Annotated in this window: 15 protein-coding genes and 3 tRNA genes; 14 read left to right on the top strand and 4 right to left on the bottom strand. The window is 67.0% G+C overall.

Annotation, left to right across the window (positions count from 1 at the left end):
• The first annotated feature begins 9 nt into the window (after positions 1 to 9).
• The 3 genes from O7614_RS30170 (at position 10) to O7614_RS30160 (ending at position 2,112) form a co-directional block, all read left to right on the top strand.
• Complete coding sequence (locus O7614_RS30170; RefSeq protein ID WP_278141745.1) at positions 10 to 780, top strand: GntR family transcriptional regulator; 771 nt, start codon at positions 10 to 12, stop codon at positions 778 to 780.
• Positions 777 to 1,400 (top strand): GNAT family protein, encoded by a 624-nt coding sequence (locus O7614_RS30165; protein ID WP_278141744.1) that lies wholly within the window; start codon positions 777 to 779, stop codon positions 1,398 to 1,400. The genes O7614_RS30170 and O7614_RS30165 overlap by 4 nt, the downstream gene beginning before the upstream one ends.
• A gap of 127 nt (positions 1,401 to 1,527) precedes the next feature.
• Positions 1,528 to 2,112 carry a suppressor of fused domain protein gene (locus O7614_RS30160; RefSeq protein WP_278141743.1) on the top strand — a complete coding sequence of 195 codons (585 nt, stop codon included), beginning with the start codon at positions 1,528 to 1,530 and terminating at the stop codon, positions 2,110 to 2,112.
• A 775-nt stretch (positions 2,113 to 2,887) separates the two neighbouring features.
• On the opposite strand, the gene O7614_RS30155 is transcribed toward O7614_RS30160, so the two are convergent.
• Positions 2,888 to 3,328, bottom strand: coding sequence for a hypothetical protein (locus O7614_RS30155; RefSeq protein ID WP_278141742.1), 441 nt, complete (start codon positions 3,326 to 3,328; stop codon positions 2,888 to 2,890).
• Between the two features lie 293 nt (positions 3,329 to 3,621).
• Here O7614_RS30155 and tcmP point away from each other — a divergent pair, with 293 nt between their 5' ends.
• Complete coding sequence (gene tcmP, locus O7614_RS30150) at positions 3,622 to 4,749, top strand: three-Cys-motif partner protein TcmP (protein WP_278141741.1); 1,128 nt, start codon at positions 3,622 to 3,624, stop codon at positions 4,747 to 4,749.
• Here the strand turns inward: tcmP and O7614_RS30145 are convergent.
• Together O7614_RS30145 and O7614_RS30140 are read right to left on the bottom strand one after the other, a co-directional pair.
• Entirely contained in the window at positions 4,733 to 5,488 is a 756-nt protein-coding gene (locus O7614_RS30145; RefSeq protein WP_278141739.1) for a phage Gp37/Gp68 family protein, read from the bottom strand. The two genes, tcmP and O7614_RS30145, sit on opposite strands and share 17 nt — an antisense overlap.
• 270 nt (positions 5,489 to 5,758) lie before the next feature.
• A complete protein-coding gene (locus O7614_RS30140; RefSeq protein WP_091402478.1) occupies positions 5,759 to 6,253 on the bottom strand; it encodes a YajQ family cyclic di-GMP-binding protein in 495 nt (164 codons plus the stop codon).
• Positions 6,254 to 6,400: 147 nt separating this feature from the next.
• Between O7614_RS30140 and O7614_RS30135 the strand changes: the two genes are divergently transcribed.
• Positions 6,401 to 6,484: transfer RNA gene (locus tag O7614_RS30135), tRNA-Tyr, on the top strand.
• Positions 6,485 to 6,799: 315 nt separating this feature from the next.
• Here the strand turns inward: O7614_RS30135 and O7614_RS30130 are convergent.
• Positions 6,800 to 7,645 carry a helix-turn-helix transcriptional regulator gene (locus O7614_RS30130; protein WP_278141737.1) on the bottom strand — a complete coding sequence of 282 codons (846 nt, stop codon included), beginning with the start codon at positions 7,643 to 7,645 and terminating at the stop codon, positions 6,800 to 6,802.
• A gap of 129 nt (positions 7,646 to 7,774) precedes the next feature.
• Here O7614_RS30130 and O7614_RS30125 point away from each other — a divergent pair, with 129 nt between their 5' ends.
• The 9 genes from O7614_RS30125 to O7614_RS30085 all read left to right on the top strand — a co-directional run bounded on the left by O7614_RS30125 (position 7,775) and on the right by O7614_RS30085 (position 15,354).
• The gene (locus O7614_RS30125) at positions 7,775 to 8,761 is read left to right on the top strand and encodes an aldo/keto reductase (protein ID WP_278141736.1); all 987 of its coding nucleotides are present in this window, start codon (positions 7,775 to 7,777) and stop codon (positions 8,759 to 8,761) included.
• 254 nt (positions 8,762 to 9,015) lie between these two features.
• Complete coding sequence (locus O7614_RS30120) at positions 9,016 to 10,206, top strand: epoxide hydrolase family protein (protein ID WP_278141735.1); 1,191 nt, start codon at positions 9,016 to 9,018, stop codon at positions 10,204 to 10,206.
• A 900-nt stretch (positions 10,207 to 11,106) separates the two neighbouring features.
• Entirely contained in the window at positions 11,107 to 11,265 is a 159-nt protein-coding gene (locus O7614_RS30115; RefSeq protein ID WP_278141734.1) for a hypothetical protein, read from the top strand.
• Positions 11,266 to 11,298: 33 nt separating this feature from the next.
• Positions 11,299 to 13,827 carry a bifunctional diguanylate cyclase/phosphodiesterase gene (locus tag O7614_RS30110; protein ID WP_278141733.1) on the top strand — a complete coding sequence of 843 codons (2,529 nt, stop codon included), beginning with the start codon at positions 11,299 to 11,301 and terminating at the stop codon, positions 13,825 to 13,827.
• A gap of 93 nt (positions 13,828 to 13,920) precedes the next feature.
• Positions 13,921 to 13,993: transfer RNA gene (locus tag O7614_RS30105), tRNA-Thr, on the top strand.
• Between the two features lie 24 nt (positions 13,994 to 14,017).
• Positions 14,018 to 14,090, top strand: a tRNA-Met gene (locus O7614_RS30100).
• 132 nt (positions 14,091 to 14,222) lie between these two features.
• Positions 14,223 to 14,390: a 50S ribosomal protein L33 gene (gene rpmG, locus O7614_RS30095; protein ID WP_007073056.1), complete on the top strand. Its 168-nt coding sequence runs from the start codon at positions 14,223 to 14,225 to the stop codon at positions 14,388 to 14,390.
• 123 nt (positions 14,391 to 14,513) lie between these two features.
• On the top strand, positions 14,514 to 14,960 hold the full coding sequence (locus O7614_RS30090; RefSeq protein ID WP_278141732.1) for a MaoC family dehydratase N-terminal domain-containing protein: 447 nt from the start codon (positions 14,514 to 14,516) through the stop codon (positions 14,958 to 14,960).
• A 1-nt stretch (position 14,961) separates the two neighbouring features.
• Positions 14,962 to 15,354 (top strand): MaoC family dehydratase, encoded by a 393-nt coding sequence (locus tag O7614_RS30085; RefSeq protein ID WP_278141731.1) that lies wholly within the window; start codon positions 14,962 to 14,964, stop codon positions 15,352 to 15,354.
• Positions 15,355 to 15,383: the final 29 nt, after the last annotated feature.

Genomic DNA, 15,383 nt, shown 5'->3' with positions numbered 1-15,383 from the left:
GGTGCCCCGATGCCTGATACAGCGGCCGGCGAGCCGATCCATGTAGCTCTAGCGAATACGCTGCGCGACGCAATCCAGCGGGGCGAGTTTTCGCCCGGAGAACGGCTGCCCGCAGAGCGGGAGCTAGCCGACCGGTTCAACGCCTCCCGTACGACGGTGCGTCTGGCGCTTTCGGCGCTCAAATCGCAAGGGCTGATCGGGTCGGGCCAGGGCCAGGGGACCTACGTGAGGAAGGCCCGGCCGCTCCAGGTTCTTGCGATGGACCAGGACCGGCGCGCACGTCGCGCTGAGAACCATGCGGCGACGTTCAATGCCGAAGTTGCCCGGCAAGGGAGAATTGGACGGCAAGACATCCTTGACGTCAGCCCTGCGTCGGCCACAGCGGAGGTGGCTCGCTGGCTATCCATGCCTGAGGGCGCTCCGGTGCTCGTCCGTCGTCGTGTCATGCTCGTCGACGAGGAGCCCTACCAACTCGGCGACAGCTACTACCGGCACGAGTTGGTCAAGGACACCGCCATCGCACAGCCACAGCCGGTCGAAGAGGGCGTGCTGGCAGTGCTGGAGCGGGTACACGGCAAGCCCATCTCGTACTACATCGACGAGCTGAGCTTCCGGATGCCAACACCGCAAGAAAGCACCGCCCTCAAGCTCGATCCCGGCGTATGCGTGGTCCGAGCCGTGCGGATCGCCTACGACGAGGACGACACACCGCTGGAAGCCTTCGATCAGCTTCTTGCCGGTGACAAGCACATCCTGGTCTACGAGGTGTCTGCCGAATGAGGCCAGAGCCGATGACGGTCAGGCCGGTCGAGCTGCGCGGCAGCATCGTCCGCCTTGAGCCCCTGTCGATGAGGCATCTCGGCGATCTCACCGAAGCGGCGAGCCACGATCAGGTTTGGGCTTACCTGGACGAGGCGACACCGGCAGACCAGGAACCGGTGGCCGTGCTTATCCAGGAAGCACTTGACGAGCAGCAGAGAGGCGACCGGCTGCCCTTCGCCATCGTTGACCTCACCACGGGCAAGGCTGTCGGGAGCATTAGCTACATCGACATTTCACCGAACCACCACAGCCTGGAGATCGGGTGGGCTTGGCTGACGCCGAGCTACTGGCGTACCGGCGCCATCCGCGAAGCATCACACCTGCTCATGCGCCACGCCTTCAACGACCTAGGGGCCATCCGGGTGGCCTTCAAGACCGACAGCCGCAACACCAGATCCCAACAGGCCATTAAGGGCCTAGGCGCAACCGAAGAAGGCATCTTCCGCAACCACCGCATCCTGCGCGACGGCCACGTCCGGCATTCGATCTACTACAGCGTCACGAGCGAAGACTGGCCCGCCGTGAGCAGGAAACTCGACGGGGACCGGGCGGCCAGGGGAGTTCCGGCACTCGGGTGAGCCGCCGGCTGCCGGCGTGTCTAGTCCCACCACATGCTCGACAGATCCGTCCCGGCACATGCTTGACAGTTGATCTAGCCTAGCTACGCCAGGTAATCAAGGTGGCGAAGCTGTAGCGAGGGAGCTCATGGTGAAGGTTGCAGATGAGGCTCCCGGCTGGGCGGCGATTGAGGCGGCAGTTGCAACCAGAGCGGGTGATCAAAATCCGCTGCACTGGGGGACGAACAGCCTCCCAGGACAGGGCCTCTACGGCTTGAGCGCGTACCGGTCCGCCGGCCAATGGCTGCTGGTTACGTTCGGGATGACCGAGCTGTTCTCCAAGAGCAGCGACGATCCGGACGTCAGCGGTTGGGGATACGAGCTGACAATGAGGGTCCCCAGGGACGCGGACGAGCCGCCCGCGTGGTCCCTGCGTCTGCTCGAACGACTGGCCGACTACGTGTTCACCAGTGGCAAGCCCTTCGCCGAAGGCCATCGCATGGACCCGGGCGGCCCGATCACCGGACAGGCGAATACCCGGCTCCGCGCACTGACCTTCGTTGCCGACCCTGAACTGCCGCCCATCAACTCCCCGCACGGCTCAGCGCGGTTCCTGACTGTCGTCGGGATCACCGCAAACGAGCTGGACCGCATGAAGGCCACCACGACGGCCGAGGTACTCAGCGAGCTGGCCGAGTGCTCGCCGATGCTCGTTACCGACCCGACGCGCTAGCCCTCACCCGCTGCACACAGCAGCCGTCAAGCGTGTGGTGGGACGCGAGTGTCAAGCATCAGCCGTGACGGGACACCGCCGGCTGCCGGCCGATGTGTTCAAAGTTTCTGTACGTCTTCAAGGCGGCCCTAGACGGGCCGCACGCGCCGCCGCCTGGGCGCGCATCCGTCGCTCCGCTGGCGCTCCAACTCCGGACGCGCAGAACGCCCGGCGGCTGGCGCGGAGGGCGGGAGGCCCGGGGGCCGCCGCAGACGGTAGCGGCGAGAGTGGTTGAGGTCGTGGGCCGGCAGCCGGCCGGGCCGCGCCCGATCGGCGCGGCGCAGGAAAGGGCACGCCGGGTCCGCGCAGCGGATCGGGGCGGGCGGGTCGGTGGCGGTTACCGCGCCTCCGGCGGGGGCGCAACGACTCCGAGATGGCCGGGGGTCCGTCGGCGGGTCGCGGTCCATGGGTGGTGGCGCAGGACCATCCCGCCAGCCGACGACCCGGGCGAGCCGAGCAGACCACCACCCGGCCCGCCAGCGTCCGAACGTGCGTCAAGGCCGTCTTGACGTGGCGGGCCGGTCGGCGGCCCGCTCCCCAGCGGGGCGGGTCGACGGCAGACGGGATGGTCACTAACGAGGGCGGTAGACGTCAGATCGGTGAGAGACGGAGATGATGCGTACCTTCCGCGCGTCGAAGTCAATGGTGTAGAGAATGCGGAAGTCTTCTCGGCGAGCGCTATAGGTGCCAGCGAGGGTTCCTACGAGCGGTTTGCCGACGCGCCACGGCGACTCAGCTAGCGGTCCCGAGATGAACATAAGGACGGCGTCAGCTGCGCGACGTGGAATCTTGGGTGAAGAGAGTTCACGACTGGCGGTCGGCGCAAAGGCAACCGTGAACTTCTCGTTCCGTCACGCTCCGCAAGCAAGCGGCGCATCTCTTCTAGGCTCAGATCCTCTTCGGTAGAAGCGTCCGCCTCCTTGATCGAAGCTACAGCGCCGGGGTCGCTCAACACATCGAGCGTTTCCATGAGCGACTCATACATCTCGATCGAAAGCGTGACGAATGCGTCTTGGCCCTCGACGAACAAGGGCTGCCCGGCTCGAAGCCGGTCTAACGGCAAGATCGCCGCAGAGTGGCCGAAGTAAGTGAAGGTCGCAGGATGGCCGCCGGCAAGCAGCTTTTCTAGCATGGCGAGAAGCGCTTCGGGGCGCTTGTCGATGGGACCGAGATCCATCAACTGAGTGTCGCACGGGACCGACCGCAGCTGTAGCGACCCGCGCTACCTGCTGTCGTTGGTCCGTGCGATCTACGTGCCATATGCCGGTTCGCCAAGGTCCAACAAGGGCATGGGGCGTGAGATCGCGAGTTGCCGCGAGAGGGTGGCAGCGCAAGATCGTACTGTCGTCCACCTGACAGAAGGTCTGCCTGCATGAGGGTGCATCGGATCTACGCCAGTAGATCATAATGACTGCCTGACATCGACTGCTTGCTATGGGTGAGCTGGCAGGCAGGGGCCAAGGGGGACACATGGGCTTCTTCGAAGGCAAAAAGCCGGCGGCGATCTTAAAACACGCCATCATCGACAAGTACGTCAGCCCGTTCGTTGGAAAAACCGGCCTGTACTCCCCTGGTCACAGGGTTGCGATTGTCGATGGATATGCGGGGGAGGGGCGGTACGACAACGGAGATGAGGCTTCACCTGCGCTGCTGCTCCGTAAAGCGCGCGAGCTTCAAGCTATCAACCGGCAGTTGGAGTGCTACTTCGTTGAGAGTCACCCACAGTCACTGGCAAGGCTTCGGCAGGTCATCGCGGCCGAGGGGGCGGAGTTGCCCATGCAGGTTTTCCCGGGCAGCATTGAAGATCACCTTGACGATCTGCTGACCTTGGTCAAGGGCATCCCTGCGCTGGTCTATCTTGATCCGTTCGGGGTCATGATCCCGTTCCAGAAGGCAGCGCAGGTGTTCGCTCAACGGCCGTCGCAGCCTCCAGCTACCGAGATGCTGATCAACTTCAGTGCGGTTGGTCTGCGGAGGGTGGCTGGACTACTTACAAGCACCAAGGACAGCCCTGGCACGCCGGCGACCCTTGCCCGGATGGATGCAGCGTGTGGTGGTGACTGGTGGCAGAAGGTCTGGCTGGATCACGGCGAGGACAGGGTGCGTGCTGAGGAGGCGGTGGTGGTCGAGTACACGAGGCGTCTAGCTACCGATCAACGATGCAGCTGGTGCGTGACTCCCGTTCGTAACCGTGCCCACCACAAGCCCGTCTACTACCTTGTGTTCCTTACTCGCCACCGCGACGGGTTCACCGAGTTCGCCGAAGCCCTGTCGCTTGGCCTTGCTCAGTGGCGCAAAGCCGTGTACGACCTGGAGAACGCTGACACCTTATTCGCGGACGAGGCGACGTTCCTGGCAAGTGAGCAGGCGTTGGAAAACGGCTGGATCAATGAGATCGAACAGAACCTGCGTCGGTTGCTAGGAGAGGGCAAGCCCGTCGCGATCAGCAAGCGTTACAGCGAGGTCTATGGGAAGGCTGCCGGTCAGGCCCGCCAGACCCACCTACGAAAGGCGTGGACACGGCTTTACCCGGATGTCACTAGGACCAGCCCTAGGGGCAAGAAGAAGCTGCTCCAAGAGCTCATAGAACCGGCGTAAGCTCCCGCGATGGCATCTCATCCCACGTCCGACCGTCCAGCATCCGGCCACCTGCCTTCGGTGTCCTTCCGCCCCACTGCTTGAAGAAGAAGGCCGTCCCTGCGTCAACACACTGGCTCCGGAGGGCTCGGACCCATGCAGGATCGACGGGGCGGGCGCCCTGCCCGGACTCGCCGCCAGCAATCAGCCAGTGGATGCCGGCTAGGTCAACGCTGTCGAGGGGGCCGAGTAGTGGTTCGGCGGAGATGAACCGCACTGCCGCCGGGACGGCGCGGAGGTGGTCGACGCGTGGGAGCTCGTGCTCCGTTTCGACGCTGACGCCCATCCACACGTTCGACGGCCAATCGAGATGGCTGGCGACTTTTGCCAGCCGGGATGCCCGCTTGGTGAGCACCTGGTAGGTGTGCCGTGGGGTGTCTGCCATGACGTCGAACACCTGACGCACGTAGTCCAGCGGCACGCGAGCGTGGAACAGGTCACTCATGGAGTTGACGAAGACTGTCCGAGGTTCACGCCAGCGGTGGGGGATGCTCAGGGCGTCTTGGTGGATCGTGACGCCGAAGCCGGGTCCAGAGGTGCGTGGGTCGCCGTCGTTCTGGTACTTGGCTGACCCCATTGCCTTCAGGCGCTTCGCGAGGTTGAGGGCGTAGCAGTTGTCGCAGCCGGCGGAGATTCGGTCGCAACCTGTCGTTGGGTTCCAGGTTGCTTCGGTCCACTCGATGGCGCTCTTGTCTGCCATGACCACACTCCCTGAGTTGGTACAGTCAATACTGTCGAACATGCGTACGGATTGAAAGACGTGGAGACGATCTTTCTTGTCAACGAAGCGACGCATGCCGCAGATGCCATCGCAGCTCGACCAACGGTCGGGAGCTGCCAGGGGACTCGGCCAGGCCGTCGCCAGGCCGTCGCACGCCGATCGCTGCCGACCGACAACGACTAATAGTGACTACGTTTGCCCAGGTGGCAGGGCGTGGCCGGCCCAATAACCAGGCCGGCCGGGTCTTCCTTACCTGTAGTTGTTGAACTGGAGGGCGACGCCGAAGTCCTCGCCCTTGAGCAGCGAGATGACCGCCTGGAGGTCGTCCCTCTTCTTGCCGGTGACCCGCAGCTGGTCGCCCTGGATCTGCGCCTGCACGCCCTTGGGGCCCTCTTCGCGGATCTTCTTGCTGATCGCCTTGGCCTTGTCCGTCTCGATGCCCTGGATCACCTTGCAGTCGATCTTGAAGATCTTGCCCGACGGGCGCGGCTCCCCAGCATCCAGCGACTTCAGGGAGATGTTCCGCTTGACGAGCTTCTCCTTGAACACGTCCAGCGCGGCGCGAACGCGCTCCTCGGTCTCCGCCTGAAGGCCGATCGCCTCCTCGCCGGACCAGGAGATCTCAGCGCCGGTGCCGCGGAAGTCGAACCGCGTCGCAAGCTCCTTCTCCGCCTGCCGAAGGGCGTTGTCGACCTCCTGACGGTCAACCTTGCTCACGATGTCGAACGACGGGTTCGCTGCCATGTTTCTGCTCCTGCTGTCCGGCGGTCTGGGCCTGCCGTCGGCCGCCGACCAGCGGCACGACCCCCTGACCGTACCCGGTTGCATCGCTGCCGGGGGGAGCCGCTATCCTTGCTTCCGCCGCCGCGTTACGACGCGGTGGGGTGCCCTGGCGGGTTGCCCGAGCGGCCAATGGGAGCGGACTGTAAATCCGTCGCGAAAGCTTCAGAGGTTCGAATCCTCTACCCGCCACCAGGTGCAGACACGGCCCCTGACCAGCAGAGATGCTGATCAGGGGCCGTTGTCGTCGATCTAGCCGGGTCCGGCTGCGTCCGACCTATGGCGACTGGTTGTGGGCAGATGGTGAGCGGGTCGATCTTGCCCGCTGAGGACACTTCCGGGGCTGTAAACGCTCGTGCTTCCGGGAATCGCTGGCCCGGCGCAGCGAGACGGATCGATGAGCAAACCCGAGACGGGATCTGCGTCATCGCCCGGTGCGTCCCCCGCCTCCTCGGCCAACGCTTCTCCTGCTGGTCCCTTGCCATGAGTGTGGGGGAACCGCGGGCGCTGTCAGTGAGGCACGGCCGGAAACTCCTCGACCCCCAGCACGCGCAGCAGCTCAAGCTTTTCCCGGTCCTCGGTGTCGGCCGGGGTCAGCACCAGCAGCTGCTGGCCGAGGTCCGGGGTGACCAGGGTTTCGCAGTCCACCGTGATGCGGCCCACGCGCGGGTGTACGAACGTCTTGCGGTCGGCCCGGCGTACCGCCACCTCGTGCTCGGCCCACAGCCGCCGGAAGTCGTCGCTCGCAGCCCGCAACCGTTCGATCAGGCCGGTCACGGCCGGGTCGCCGGCCCGCCGGCCGGCAACCGCGCGCAGGTCGGCGACCTGCTGGCGGGCGTGCCGCTGCCATTCCTCGGGGCCGTGCAGGTCGCGGATGACCGGGTCGGTGAAGTAGCGGTAGGCGACGTAGCGGCGATCGCCGGTCAGCCCGCTGTGGTCGCCGGTGAGCAGGATCGACATGCGGTTCTGCGCCAGGATCTCGCCGAGGTCGGACAGGACCATGGCTGGGGTGTCGCCCACCAGGTCGAGCAGGCGGACCAGGCCGGCCCGGGCCAGGCGGGCGATGCCGTCGGCGGGCGGCGGCTGGTGGCCGGCCAGGTGGAACAGGTGGCTCCGCTCGTCGTCGGTCAGGCGCAGTGCCCGGGCCAGGGCACCGAGCAGCTGGGTCGACGGCTGGCTGCTGCGTCCCTGCTCGAGGCGGACGACGTAGTCGACGGACATGCCGGCGAGCATGGCGACCTCCTCGCGGCGCAGGCCGGCGGTGCGCCGGCGGGGGCCGTCGGCGATGCCGACCTCGGCCGGGCGGATGGCCTTGCGCCGGTGCCGAAGGAAGTCGGCGAGCTGCTCGCGCTGCATGCCTCCATGCTGCCCCGGGGACTGGGCGCCGAGCCAGGGAGCGGCGCTCCCACGATAAGCGCTCCGCTGCCGGCGGGCCGGAAAGCGGCGCAGGGTGGAGCCGAGATCGACCGATGAGGGAGAGTTTCGATGCAGACACGCACTCTGGGCAACAAGGGTCCCACGGTTTCCGCGGTGGGGCTGGGGGCGATGAGCATGTCGGGCGCGTACGGCCCGGCCGATCGCGAGGAGAGCATCGCCACCGTACGGGCCGCGCTGGACGCGGGGGTCACGCTGGTCGACACCGGTGACTTCTATGGAATGGGGCACAACGAGCTGCTGCTGTCGGAGGCGTTGCGGGGACGCGACCGGGACAGCTACCTGCTGAGTGTGAAGTTCGGGCAGCAGGTGGGGCCGGGCAGACGCTTCGCCGGTCAGGACTCCCGCCCGGCTTCGGTGCGGAACTTCCTGAGCTACTCGCTGACCCGGCTCGGCGTCGACTACGTGGACATCTACCGGCCGGCCCGGCTCGACCGGTCGGTGCCGATCGAGGACACGATCGGCGCGATCAAGGAGATGGTCGACGCGGGTTACGTGCGGTATGTGGGGCTATCCGAGGTTGACGCGGAGACCGTCCGGCGGGCGCACGCCGTACATCCGATTGCTGATCTTCAGATTGAGTATTCGCTGCTGTCGCGGGCGGTCGAGGCCGACGTGCTGCCCACGCTGCGGGAGCTGGGCGTCGGGCTGACCGCGTACGGGGTGCTGAGCCGCGGCCTGCTCTCGGGGAACTGGGTGCCGGGGAGGGCGGACGATCCGCGTAACCACAGTCCCCGCTTCTCCGCGGAGAACGCGTCGCACAACCTCGCCCTGGTGGAGGCGTTGCGCCGGGTCGCCGACGCGAAGGGGTGCACGGTGGCGCAGCTGGCGATCGCCTGGGTGGCGGCGCAGGACCCGTCCGTCGTTCCGCTGGTCGGTGCCCGCACCCGGCAGCGGCTGGCCGAGGCGTTGCCGGCGCTGGACGTGACGCTGTCGGCCGATGATCTCGAAGAGATCGAGGCGGCCGTGCCGAAGGGTTCCGCGCGCGGTGACCGTTACCCGGCGGCGTTCATGTCGAGCCTCGGCGTCGGCAACTAGTGCCTCGTCATGCTGCCTTGACCGGGTAGCCCGGGTGGCGGATCTCGGGGCTGGTCGCGAATCCGGACTTCGGTCGAACTCGTCGACGCAAAGGAACCTGCCGTCGGCGGGTAGCGGCTCGGTGCGTCCCTACGCCCGTCTTCGGTTCACCGGTGATCGGAAAACGGCCCGGCCGGCCCTTGTCCGCTGCGAAACTGGGCGGGTGCCAACACCGCCGGCGGTGCCGGCTGACTCGATCCGGTAGGAGGGGGGAAATGTCCGACTACGACGAAATCCGTCCCTTCCGGCTCGACACCCCGGAGGAGGCTCTCGCGGATCTGCGTCGCCGGATCGCGGCCACCCGTTGGCCCAGCCGCGAGCTCGTCTCCGACCGTTCGCAGGGCGTGCAGTTGGCGACGATCCAGGAGTTGGCCCGCTACTGGGTGGCCGAGCACGACTGGCGTGCGTGCGAGGCCAGGCTGAACGCGCTGCCGCAGTACACGACCGTCATCGACGGGGTGGAGATCCACTTCATCCATGTCCGTTCCCGGCACGATGACGCCCTGCCGCTGATCATGACGCACGGATGGCCGGGCTCGGTCGTCGAGATGCTGGGGGTCGTCGGTCCGCTCACCGACCCGACCGCGCACGGTGGCACTCCGGAGGACGCGTTCCACCTGGTGCTGCCGTCCCTGCCGGGGTACGGGTTCTCGGGTGAGCCGACCGATCCGGGCTGGGACTCCGCCCGGATGGCGCAGGCGTGGGCTGTGCTGATGGATCGCCTGGGCTACACCCGTTACGTCGCCCAGGGTGGCGACGTGGGTGCTGCGGTCACGGATGCGATGGGCCGGCAGGGGCCCGAGGGGCTGCTCGGCATCCACGTCAACCTGCTCGCCGGGGCGATCGGTATCAAGGATCAGTTGCCGGCCGATTCTGAGCAGGAACGTGTGGCGCGCGACGCGCTCAACCTGTTCACGATGGATGGCTTCGGCTACTTCCTTGAGCAGTCCACCCGGCCGCAGACCATCGGCTACTCCCTGCTCGACTCACCGGTCGGGCTGGCCGCGTGGATGCTCGACCACGACACGGACAGCTACTACAAGATCTCCCGCGCGTTTGTCGACGGCGAGCCCGCCGGCAAACTCACCAGGGACACCATCGTCGACAACATCACGCTGTACTGGTTGACCGGCACCGGTGCTTCGTCGGCCCGCTGGTACTGGGAGTTCGGCCGGTTCCAGGCCGCGGCCCAGGCATCCGGCCAGGCTCCTCCGCCGGTTACGGTCCCGGTGGGTTTCACGACGTTCCCCGGGGAGATCTGGGCCGCGCCGCGCAGTTGGGTCGAGGCGGTCTACCCCGGCGTCGCGTACTTCAACGAGGCCAGCAGCGGCGGTCACTTCGCGGCCTGGGAGGAGCCGGAGCTCTTCTCCGCCGAGGTGCGGGCGGCATTCCGGCCACTGCGATAAACCCGGCCTTCTCCCCGGTTGTCGAGGGACTTGGATGGCGGTTTGTAAAGCGTCAAACATTTCAATGAATCCGTTCTGCGAATCGTGGCGATCGGGGCCGCTCGCCCAGCACTCTTGTGCAGCGAAGGGCCCTTGAGCAGCGGCATTCTTGCGGAACGTCGCACCAGCCAGTGGCCAGACGGGGGCTTTCGGGGCTGCTTTCCGCCGGATGCCGTCCGTCGTCAGAACAGGAGCAACCTGGCCGGTGGCTGGAGCGGCCCCCTCCCTGACGAGGCCGATGTCGGCCAGCGGCGACGGCGCGACGTGGGGCTGAACGTCATCGGGTCGGCACCGACGACGGTGGGCTGGGCTACCGGAGAGAGGCTGTCGGATCGAGGGCCGGCCGGGTGCCCAGCGGTCTCGGCCATCCCATCCCGCTCGGCCCTCTCGGTGAGCTATCGGAATCCGCGGATCGAGGAGATTCTCTGCGTTCCGGTCTCCACCGGCTGGGAGATACCGGCTACTCTCACCACCGGGGGCGCGTAGGGGGTCAGGGGTGTGCACCCTCCTCGATCCACACGGCGCGCGGTCCAGACCGGATGCTCAGCATCTACACCGCCAGGACGGGCTCTCTCCCTGGTCCTGAGGAGCTAGGGGTCGAGCGATTTGTCGCCTCTGAGCCAGCAGGGGCAAAGTTCCGATTCGCCGCCTTGGCTGGAAGCCGCACTATCTGCCAATGGGAAGTCGAAGAGCGCGTTGCCTAGACGCTCTGTCTGCACGTTATTACACGGTGGTCAACTGGCGTCGCCGCTCGCCCGGTCGGTCATGCCGATCGGCCGTACGTGGGCTTTGCGGGTCGTTTCGACTGTGGCACGATCAGGGGCACTGATTCTTGTTCTGACCCCCGACAGGAGCACGCTGATGTTTGGACGGTCGCCGCGCCGCCTTCGCGTCGCCCTCGCGTTCGCGGCCGTGGTCGCGTTCGCGGGCGCCCTCTCTGGTCAAGCCAGCGATCTTCAGCTGTTCGACTACACGTGGGGCGCACCGGTCGTCGACGAGGGCGCCACCGTCGCCCGATAGGCCCGGTTCCGCAACACCCAGCGAGGGAGCGGAATGAAGGCTGGCACGCCCTCAGCCCGTAGATCCAATGAGCAGGCCTGGCTGATCACTGGACCTCTGGCTGTGCTGGCCATCGTCTGCTCGTTCGTCCTCGCGTTGGCTGGGCCGCCGCCTCCGGGCAATCTCTTCGGAGCTGTGGCGCTCTTCGGGGTGATGGTGGCGACCAGCATCCAGGTGCTGCAAGTCGTCGTACGTCGGCAGGCGCTCGAAGTCATCGTCACCGAGATCCCGCTGGTCCTTGCCTTCTTCTACCTGCCGCCGCTGACGGTCGTCCTGATCGCCGTCCTGGCTGCGCTGGTAGGCCAGCTTCGTCGGCGTCTCAGCGCTCCGAAGGTCTGGTTCAATCTCGCCAGGACGGCCGCAGCGGCCTCGGCCGCGGGGGTTGTCCTGCTGGCGCTTCCTCCCGTCGAGGGGGTGGGCCCGAAGACGTGGGCTGTCCTCTTCGCCGTGGTCAGTGTCAACAGCTTGATCTCGTTGGCGGCGATCAGCGCTGTCATCACCCTGCTGCACGGGTGGCAGGCAGGGTGGGAGTTGATCCGCAACGCCCCTGCCCCACAGGTGATCTGCGCAATCAATGCCGTCATCGGGCTGGTGATCCTGATGGCGATCGAGTCCAACCTGTGGTCCGTGCTCCTGATCGCGGTGCTGGCGATCGCCGTCGTCCTGGTCTACCGCTCGTACGCCCAGTTCCTTCGCCAGCACCGCACGCTCGGAAACATGTACGAACTGACCCGGGCGATCAGCGAGAGCGGTCAGGAGGGTGGCCTGGTCGACGCGCTGCTGGACCGGGTCCGCGCGCTGATGCAGGCCGAGTACGCCACGCTCTGGCTGCCGGCCCAGGGCCGCCACCCTGAGGTCCTGCTGAGCGCCCGGCTCGACGACCGTGGCCTGCTCGATGTCGCGCTCACTCCCTCGATCGTCCGCGAACGGGTTCGGCAGTCCGGCCGCCCACTGGCGTCCGGGCGAGCCTTCGACGATGACGATGACGTCCGTAGGGCGCTCGGTAAGCACCAGGTCAAAGACGTCATCGTGGTTCCACTGCGGTCCGGCCAGGCGGTGATCGGCACCCTCGAGGTGGTCAACCGGCTCAGTGACGTCGGCCATTTCACGGCCGCTGACATCCCGGTCTTCGAAACCGTGGCCGCCCACGTCGCCGTCGCATTGGAGAACTCGCGGCTGGTCGACCGGTTGCGGCACGACGCGTACCACGACACGTTGACCGGGCTGCCCAATCGGCGGCGGATCATCGGCGCGCTGGACGAGGCGGTCAAGATCCGCCTGCCCGGTGAGGTGGTGGCGCTGCTGCTCTTCGACGTCGACGGGTTGCGGCAGGTCAACGAGTCCCTCGGTCACGCGGCGGGGGACAAGGTCCTCGCCGAGGTCGCCAGCCGGTTGCGGGCCAGCGCGCCGTCGTCGGCGCTGGTCGGCCGGGCGGGCGGGGACGAGTTCCTGGTGACGCTGCGGTTGGAGAGTGCCGAGTCCGCGCTCGAGTTGGCCGCCCAACTGCGCGACCAGATCCGCGACGAGATGGTCTTCGACGCACTCACCCTGGACGTGAACACCGCCGTCGGGGTGGCCGTACATCCTGATCACGGCAGCGATGCGGCGACCCTGCTGCTCCGGGTGGACCTCGCGGCCACGGCGGCCAAGTCGGTGCCGGGCAGCGTGCAGTTGTTCAACCCCGCGCTGGAGTCCCGGTCGCTGCGCCGGCTGGGTCTGGCCGGTGATCTGCGTCAGGCCCTGGACCAGGACGAGCTGGAGGTCTACTTCCAGCCCAAGGTGACGCTGCGGGACCGGCGCCTGGTGGGTGTCGAGTGCCTGGCGCGGTGGGAACACCCGACGCACGGCACTGTGGCACCCGAGGACTTCGTGGCGGTTGCCGAGCACACCGGCCAGCTGAGTCGGCTCACGGAGGTGGTGCTCCGCGAGGGGCTGCGCCGTAGCCGGGACTGGGCGCTGGCCGATCAGCCGCTGCCCATCGCGGTCAACCTCGCGGCCCGTACGCTCACCGACCAGCACTTCCCGGACCGGGTGCAGGAGCTGCTGAGCGAATATCGGGTGCCGGCGCAGCGTCTCACCCTGGAGATCACCGAGGCCGGGGTGCTGGACGGCACGGACCGGCCCATCCCGACCCTGCAACGGCTGCGCGACCTCGGCGTCCGGTTGTCGGTGGACGACTTCGGCACTGGTGACTCGTCTCTGGCGCACCTGCGCCGGCTGCCGGTGCACGAGGTGAAGGTGGATCGCTCCTTCGTGCAGGGCATGGCCACCGACCCGGGGGACCTGGCCATCGTCAACGCCGTGGTGACCCTCTCGCAGCAGTTCGGCCTGGCCGTTGTCGCCGAGGGGGTGGAGAGTGAGCTGACGCTGGAGCTTCTCCAGGACATCGGCTGTGAGATCGGGCAGGGCTTCCTGTTCAGCAGGCCCCTGCCGTACGAGCGGTTGGCCGCCTGGTTCGGTGCTCAGGTCGAGCCGGAGACGACCGCCGATGGGGAGCTCCCGCGCCTCCGAGTCGTGCCCTGACCAGGGCGCGGACGATCACCGGGGATCCGATTTCACCTGTCGAGCCGGGCCGTGTACTCTTACTCCTGCGCGCCCCACGGGGAGATCGCGCAGGCCCCCTTAGCTCAGTCGGCAGAGCGTCTCCATGGTAAGGAGAAGGTCTACGGTTCGATTCCGTAAGGGGGCTCGAGGGTTCAGCTGGACCCATCGCAGCGGTGTAGCTCAGATGGTAGAGCAAGCGGCTCATAATCGCTGTGTCGCCGGTTCAAGTCCGGCCACCGCTACTCTCGTCTTCCGGGCTCGTTGCCGGTGGTCGTAAGAATGGGCGCTTCTGGCGCCCACTTTGCATGTCCGCGCTGTCAGCGTCTAGGCTGGCGCGTCGTAGTTGTTTCCGTTAGCGAGGAAGGCACTCCGCCGTGGCGAAGGCTACCGATGTCCGGCCGAAGATCACTTTGGCGTGTGTGGAGTGCAAGGAGCGCAACTACATCACGCGCAAGAACCGGCGCAACGACCCCGACCGCATCGAGCTGAAGAAGTTCTGCCCGCGTGACGGTCGGCACACGGTCCACCGCGAGACCCGCTGACTCGTGGCCGGCTTCGCCGGCCACTGTCGAAGCTTTCTCGTCGCCGATCTGACCGGTTTGGCGCGGCTCCGCCGCCGCCTGCCGCTCAGGTCGGCGATTGTGCTTTACGTGTAGGTTCGCGGCATGCCTCTGGACCCTTCCTTCGTCGGCCGGACCTATCCGCCGACCGCCCCCTACCAGGTGGGCCGAGAAAAGATCCGTGAGTTCGCCAGCGCCATCGGTGCCACGGACCCGGCTCATCATGACCCGGAGGCCGCGCGGGCGCTGGGGCACGGCGACGTGGTGGCCCCGCCGACCTTCCCGGTGGTCGTCACGATGGCCGCCAGCCGTCAGATCATCGAGGACCCGGACCTGGGCGTCGACTACAGCCGCCTGGTGCACGGCGACCAGCGGTTCGCGTACACCCGGCCGGTGGTCGCTGGTGACGAGCTGGTCTGCACCAACACGATCGAGGACGTCAGCACCCGGGGCGGGCACGGCTTCCTCACCACGCGCACGGACGTGAGCACCGTCGGCGGGGAGCCGGTGGTGGCCGTCTGGGCCAGGTACGTCATTCGTGGGGAGGCCTGAGATGGAGTTGCCAGCCAAGACGTTCCGGGTGACCCGCGCCGACCTGGTGCAGTACGCCGGCGCCTCGGGTGACTTCAACCCGATCCACTGGAGTGACCGGGTCGCCACCAAGGTTGGTCTGCCCGGGGTGATCGCGCACGGCATGTTCACCATGGCGCTGGTCGGCCGGGCGGTCAGCGAGTGGGCCGGGGCGCCGGACGCGGTGGTCGAGTACGGCGTTCGTTTCACCCGACCGGTGGTGGTGCCCGACGATGACCAGGGCACCGAGATCGAGGTCACCGCACGGGTCCGTGAGGTGACCGAGGACGGCCTGACCCGACTTGACGTGACCGCGACCTGCCTGGGCGAGAAGGTGCTCTCGCAGGCTCGGGCGACCATCCGTACGGCACGCTGAACCCTCCTCGCCACGCGTGGCGAGGAGAC

Origin of the sequence: Micromonospora sp. WMMD961 (assembly GCF_029626145.1) — a bacterium.
GTDB lineage: Bacteria > Actinomycetota > Actinomycetes > Mycobacteriales > Micromonosporaceae > Micromonospora.
The sequence above is the reverse complement of the archived record's forward strand: the minus strand, read 5'-3'. Positions and strand labels throughout refer to the sequence as shown.

Bases quoted from the DNA above. Each gene is read 5' to 3' on its own strand.
- O7614_RS30085 (WP_278141731.1), top strand. From the start codon at position 14,962: ATGGAGTTGCCAGCCAAGACGTTCCGGGTGACCCGCGCCGACCTGGTG.
- O7614_RS30145 (WP_278141739.1), bottom strand. From the start codon at position 5,488: ATGGCAGACAAGAGCGCCATCGAGTGGACCGAAGCAACCTGGAACCCA.
- tcmP (WP_278141741.1), top strand. From the start codon at position 3,622: ATGGGCTTCTTCGAAGGCAAAAAGCCGGCGGCGATCTTAAAACACGCC.
- O7614_RS30140 (WP_091402478.1), bottom strand. From the start codon at position 6,253: ATGGCAGCGAACCCGTCGTTCGACATCGTGAGCAAGGTTGACCGTCAG.
- O7614_RS30165 (WP_278141744.1), top strand. From the start codon at position 777: ATGAGGCCAGAGCCGATGACGGTCAGGCCGGTCGAGCTGCGCGGCAGC.
- O7614_RS30130 (WP_278141737.1), bottom strand. From the start codon at position 7,645: ATGCAGCGCGAGCAGCTCGCCGACTTCCTTCGGCACCGGCGCAAGGCC.
- O7614_RS30090 (WP_278141732.1), top strand. From the start codon at position 14,514: ATGCCTCTGGACCCTTCCTTCGTCGGCCGGACCTATCCGCCGACCGCC.
- O7614_RS30170 (WP_278141745.1), top strand. From the start codon at position 10: ATGCCTGATACAGCGGCCGGCGAGCCGATCCATGTAGCTCTAGCGAAT.
- O7614_RS30125 (WP_278141736.1), top strand. From the start codon at position 7,775: ATGCAGACACGCACTCTGGGCAACAAGGGTCCCACGGTTTCCGCGGTG.
- O7614_RS30160 (WP_278141743.1), top strand. From the start codon at position 1,528: ATGGTGAAGGTTGCAGATGAGGCTCCCGGCTGGGCGGCGATTGAGGCG.
- O7614_RS30110 (WP_278141733.1), top strand. From the start codon at position 11,299: ATGAAGGCTGGCACGCCCTCAGCCCGTAGATCCAATGAGCAGGCCTGG.
- O7614_RS30155 (WP_278141742.1), bottom strand. From the start codon at position 3,328: ATGGATCTCGGTCCCATCGACAAGCGCCCCGAAGCGCTTCTCGCCATG.
- O7614_RS30115 (WP_278141734.1), top strand. From the start codon at position 11,107: ATGTTTGGACGGTCGCCGCGCCGCCTTCGCGTCGCCCTCGCGTTCGCG.
- O7614_RS30120 (WP_278141735.1), top strand. From the start codon at position 9,016: ATGTCCGACTACGACGAAATCCGTCCCTTCCGGCTCGACACCCCGGAG.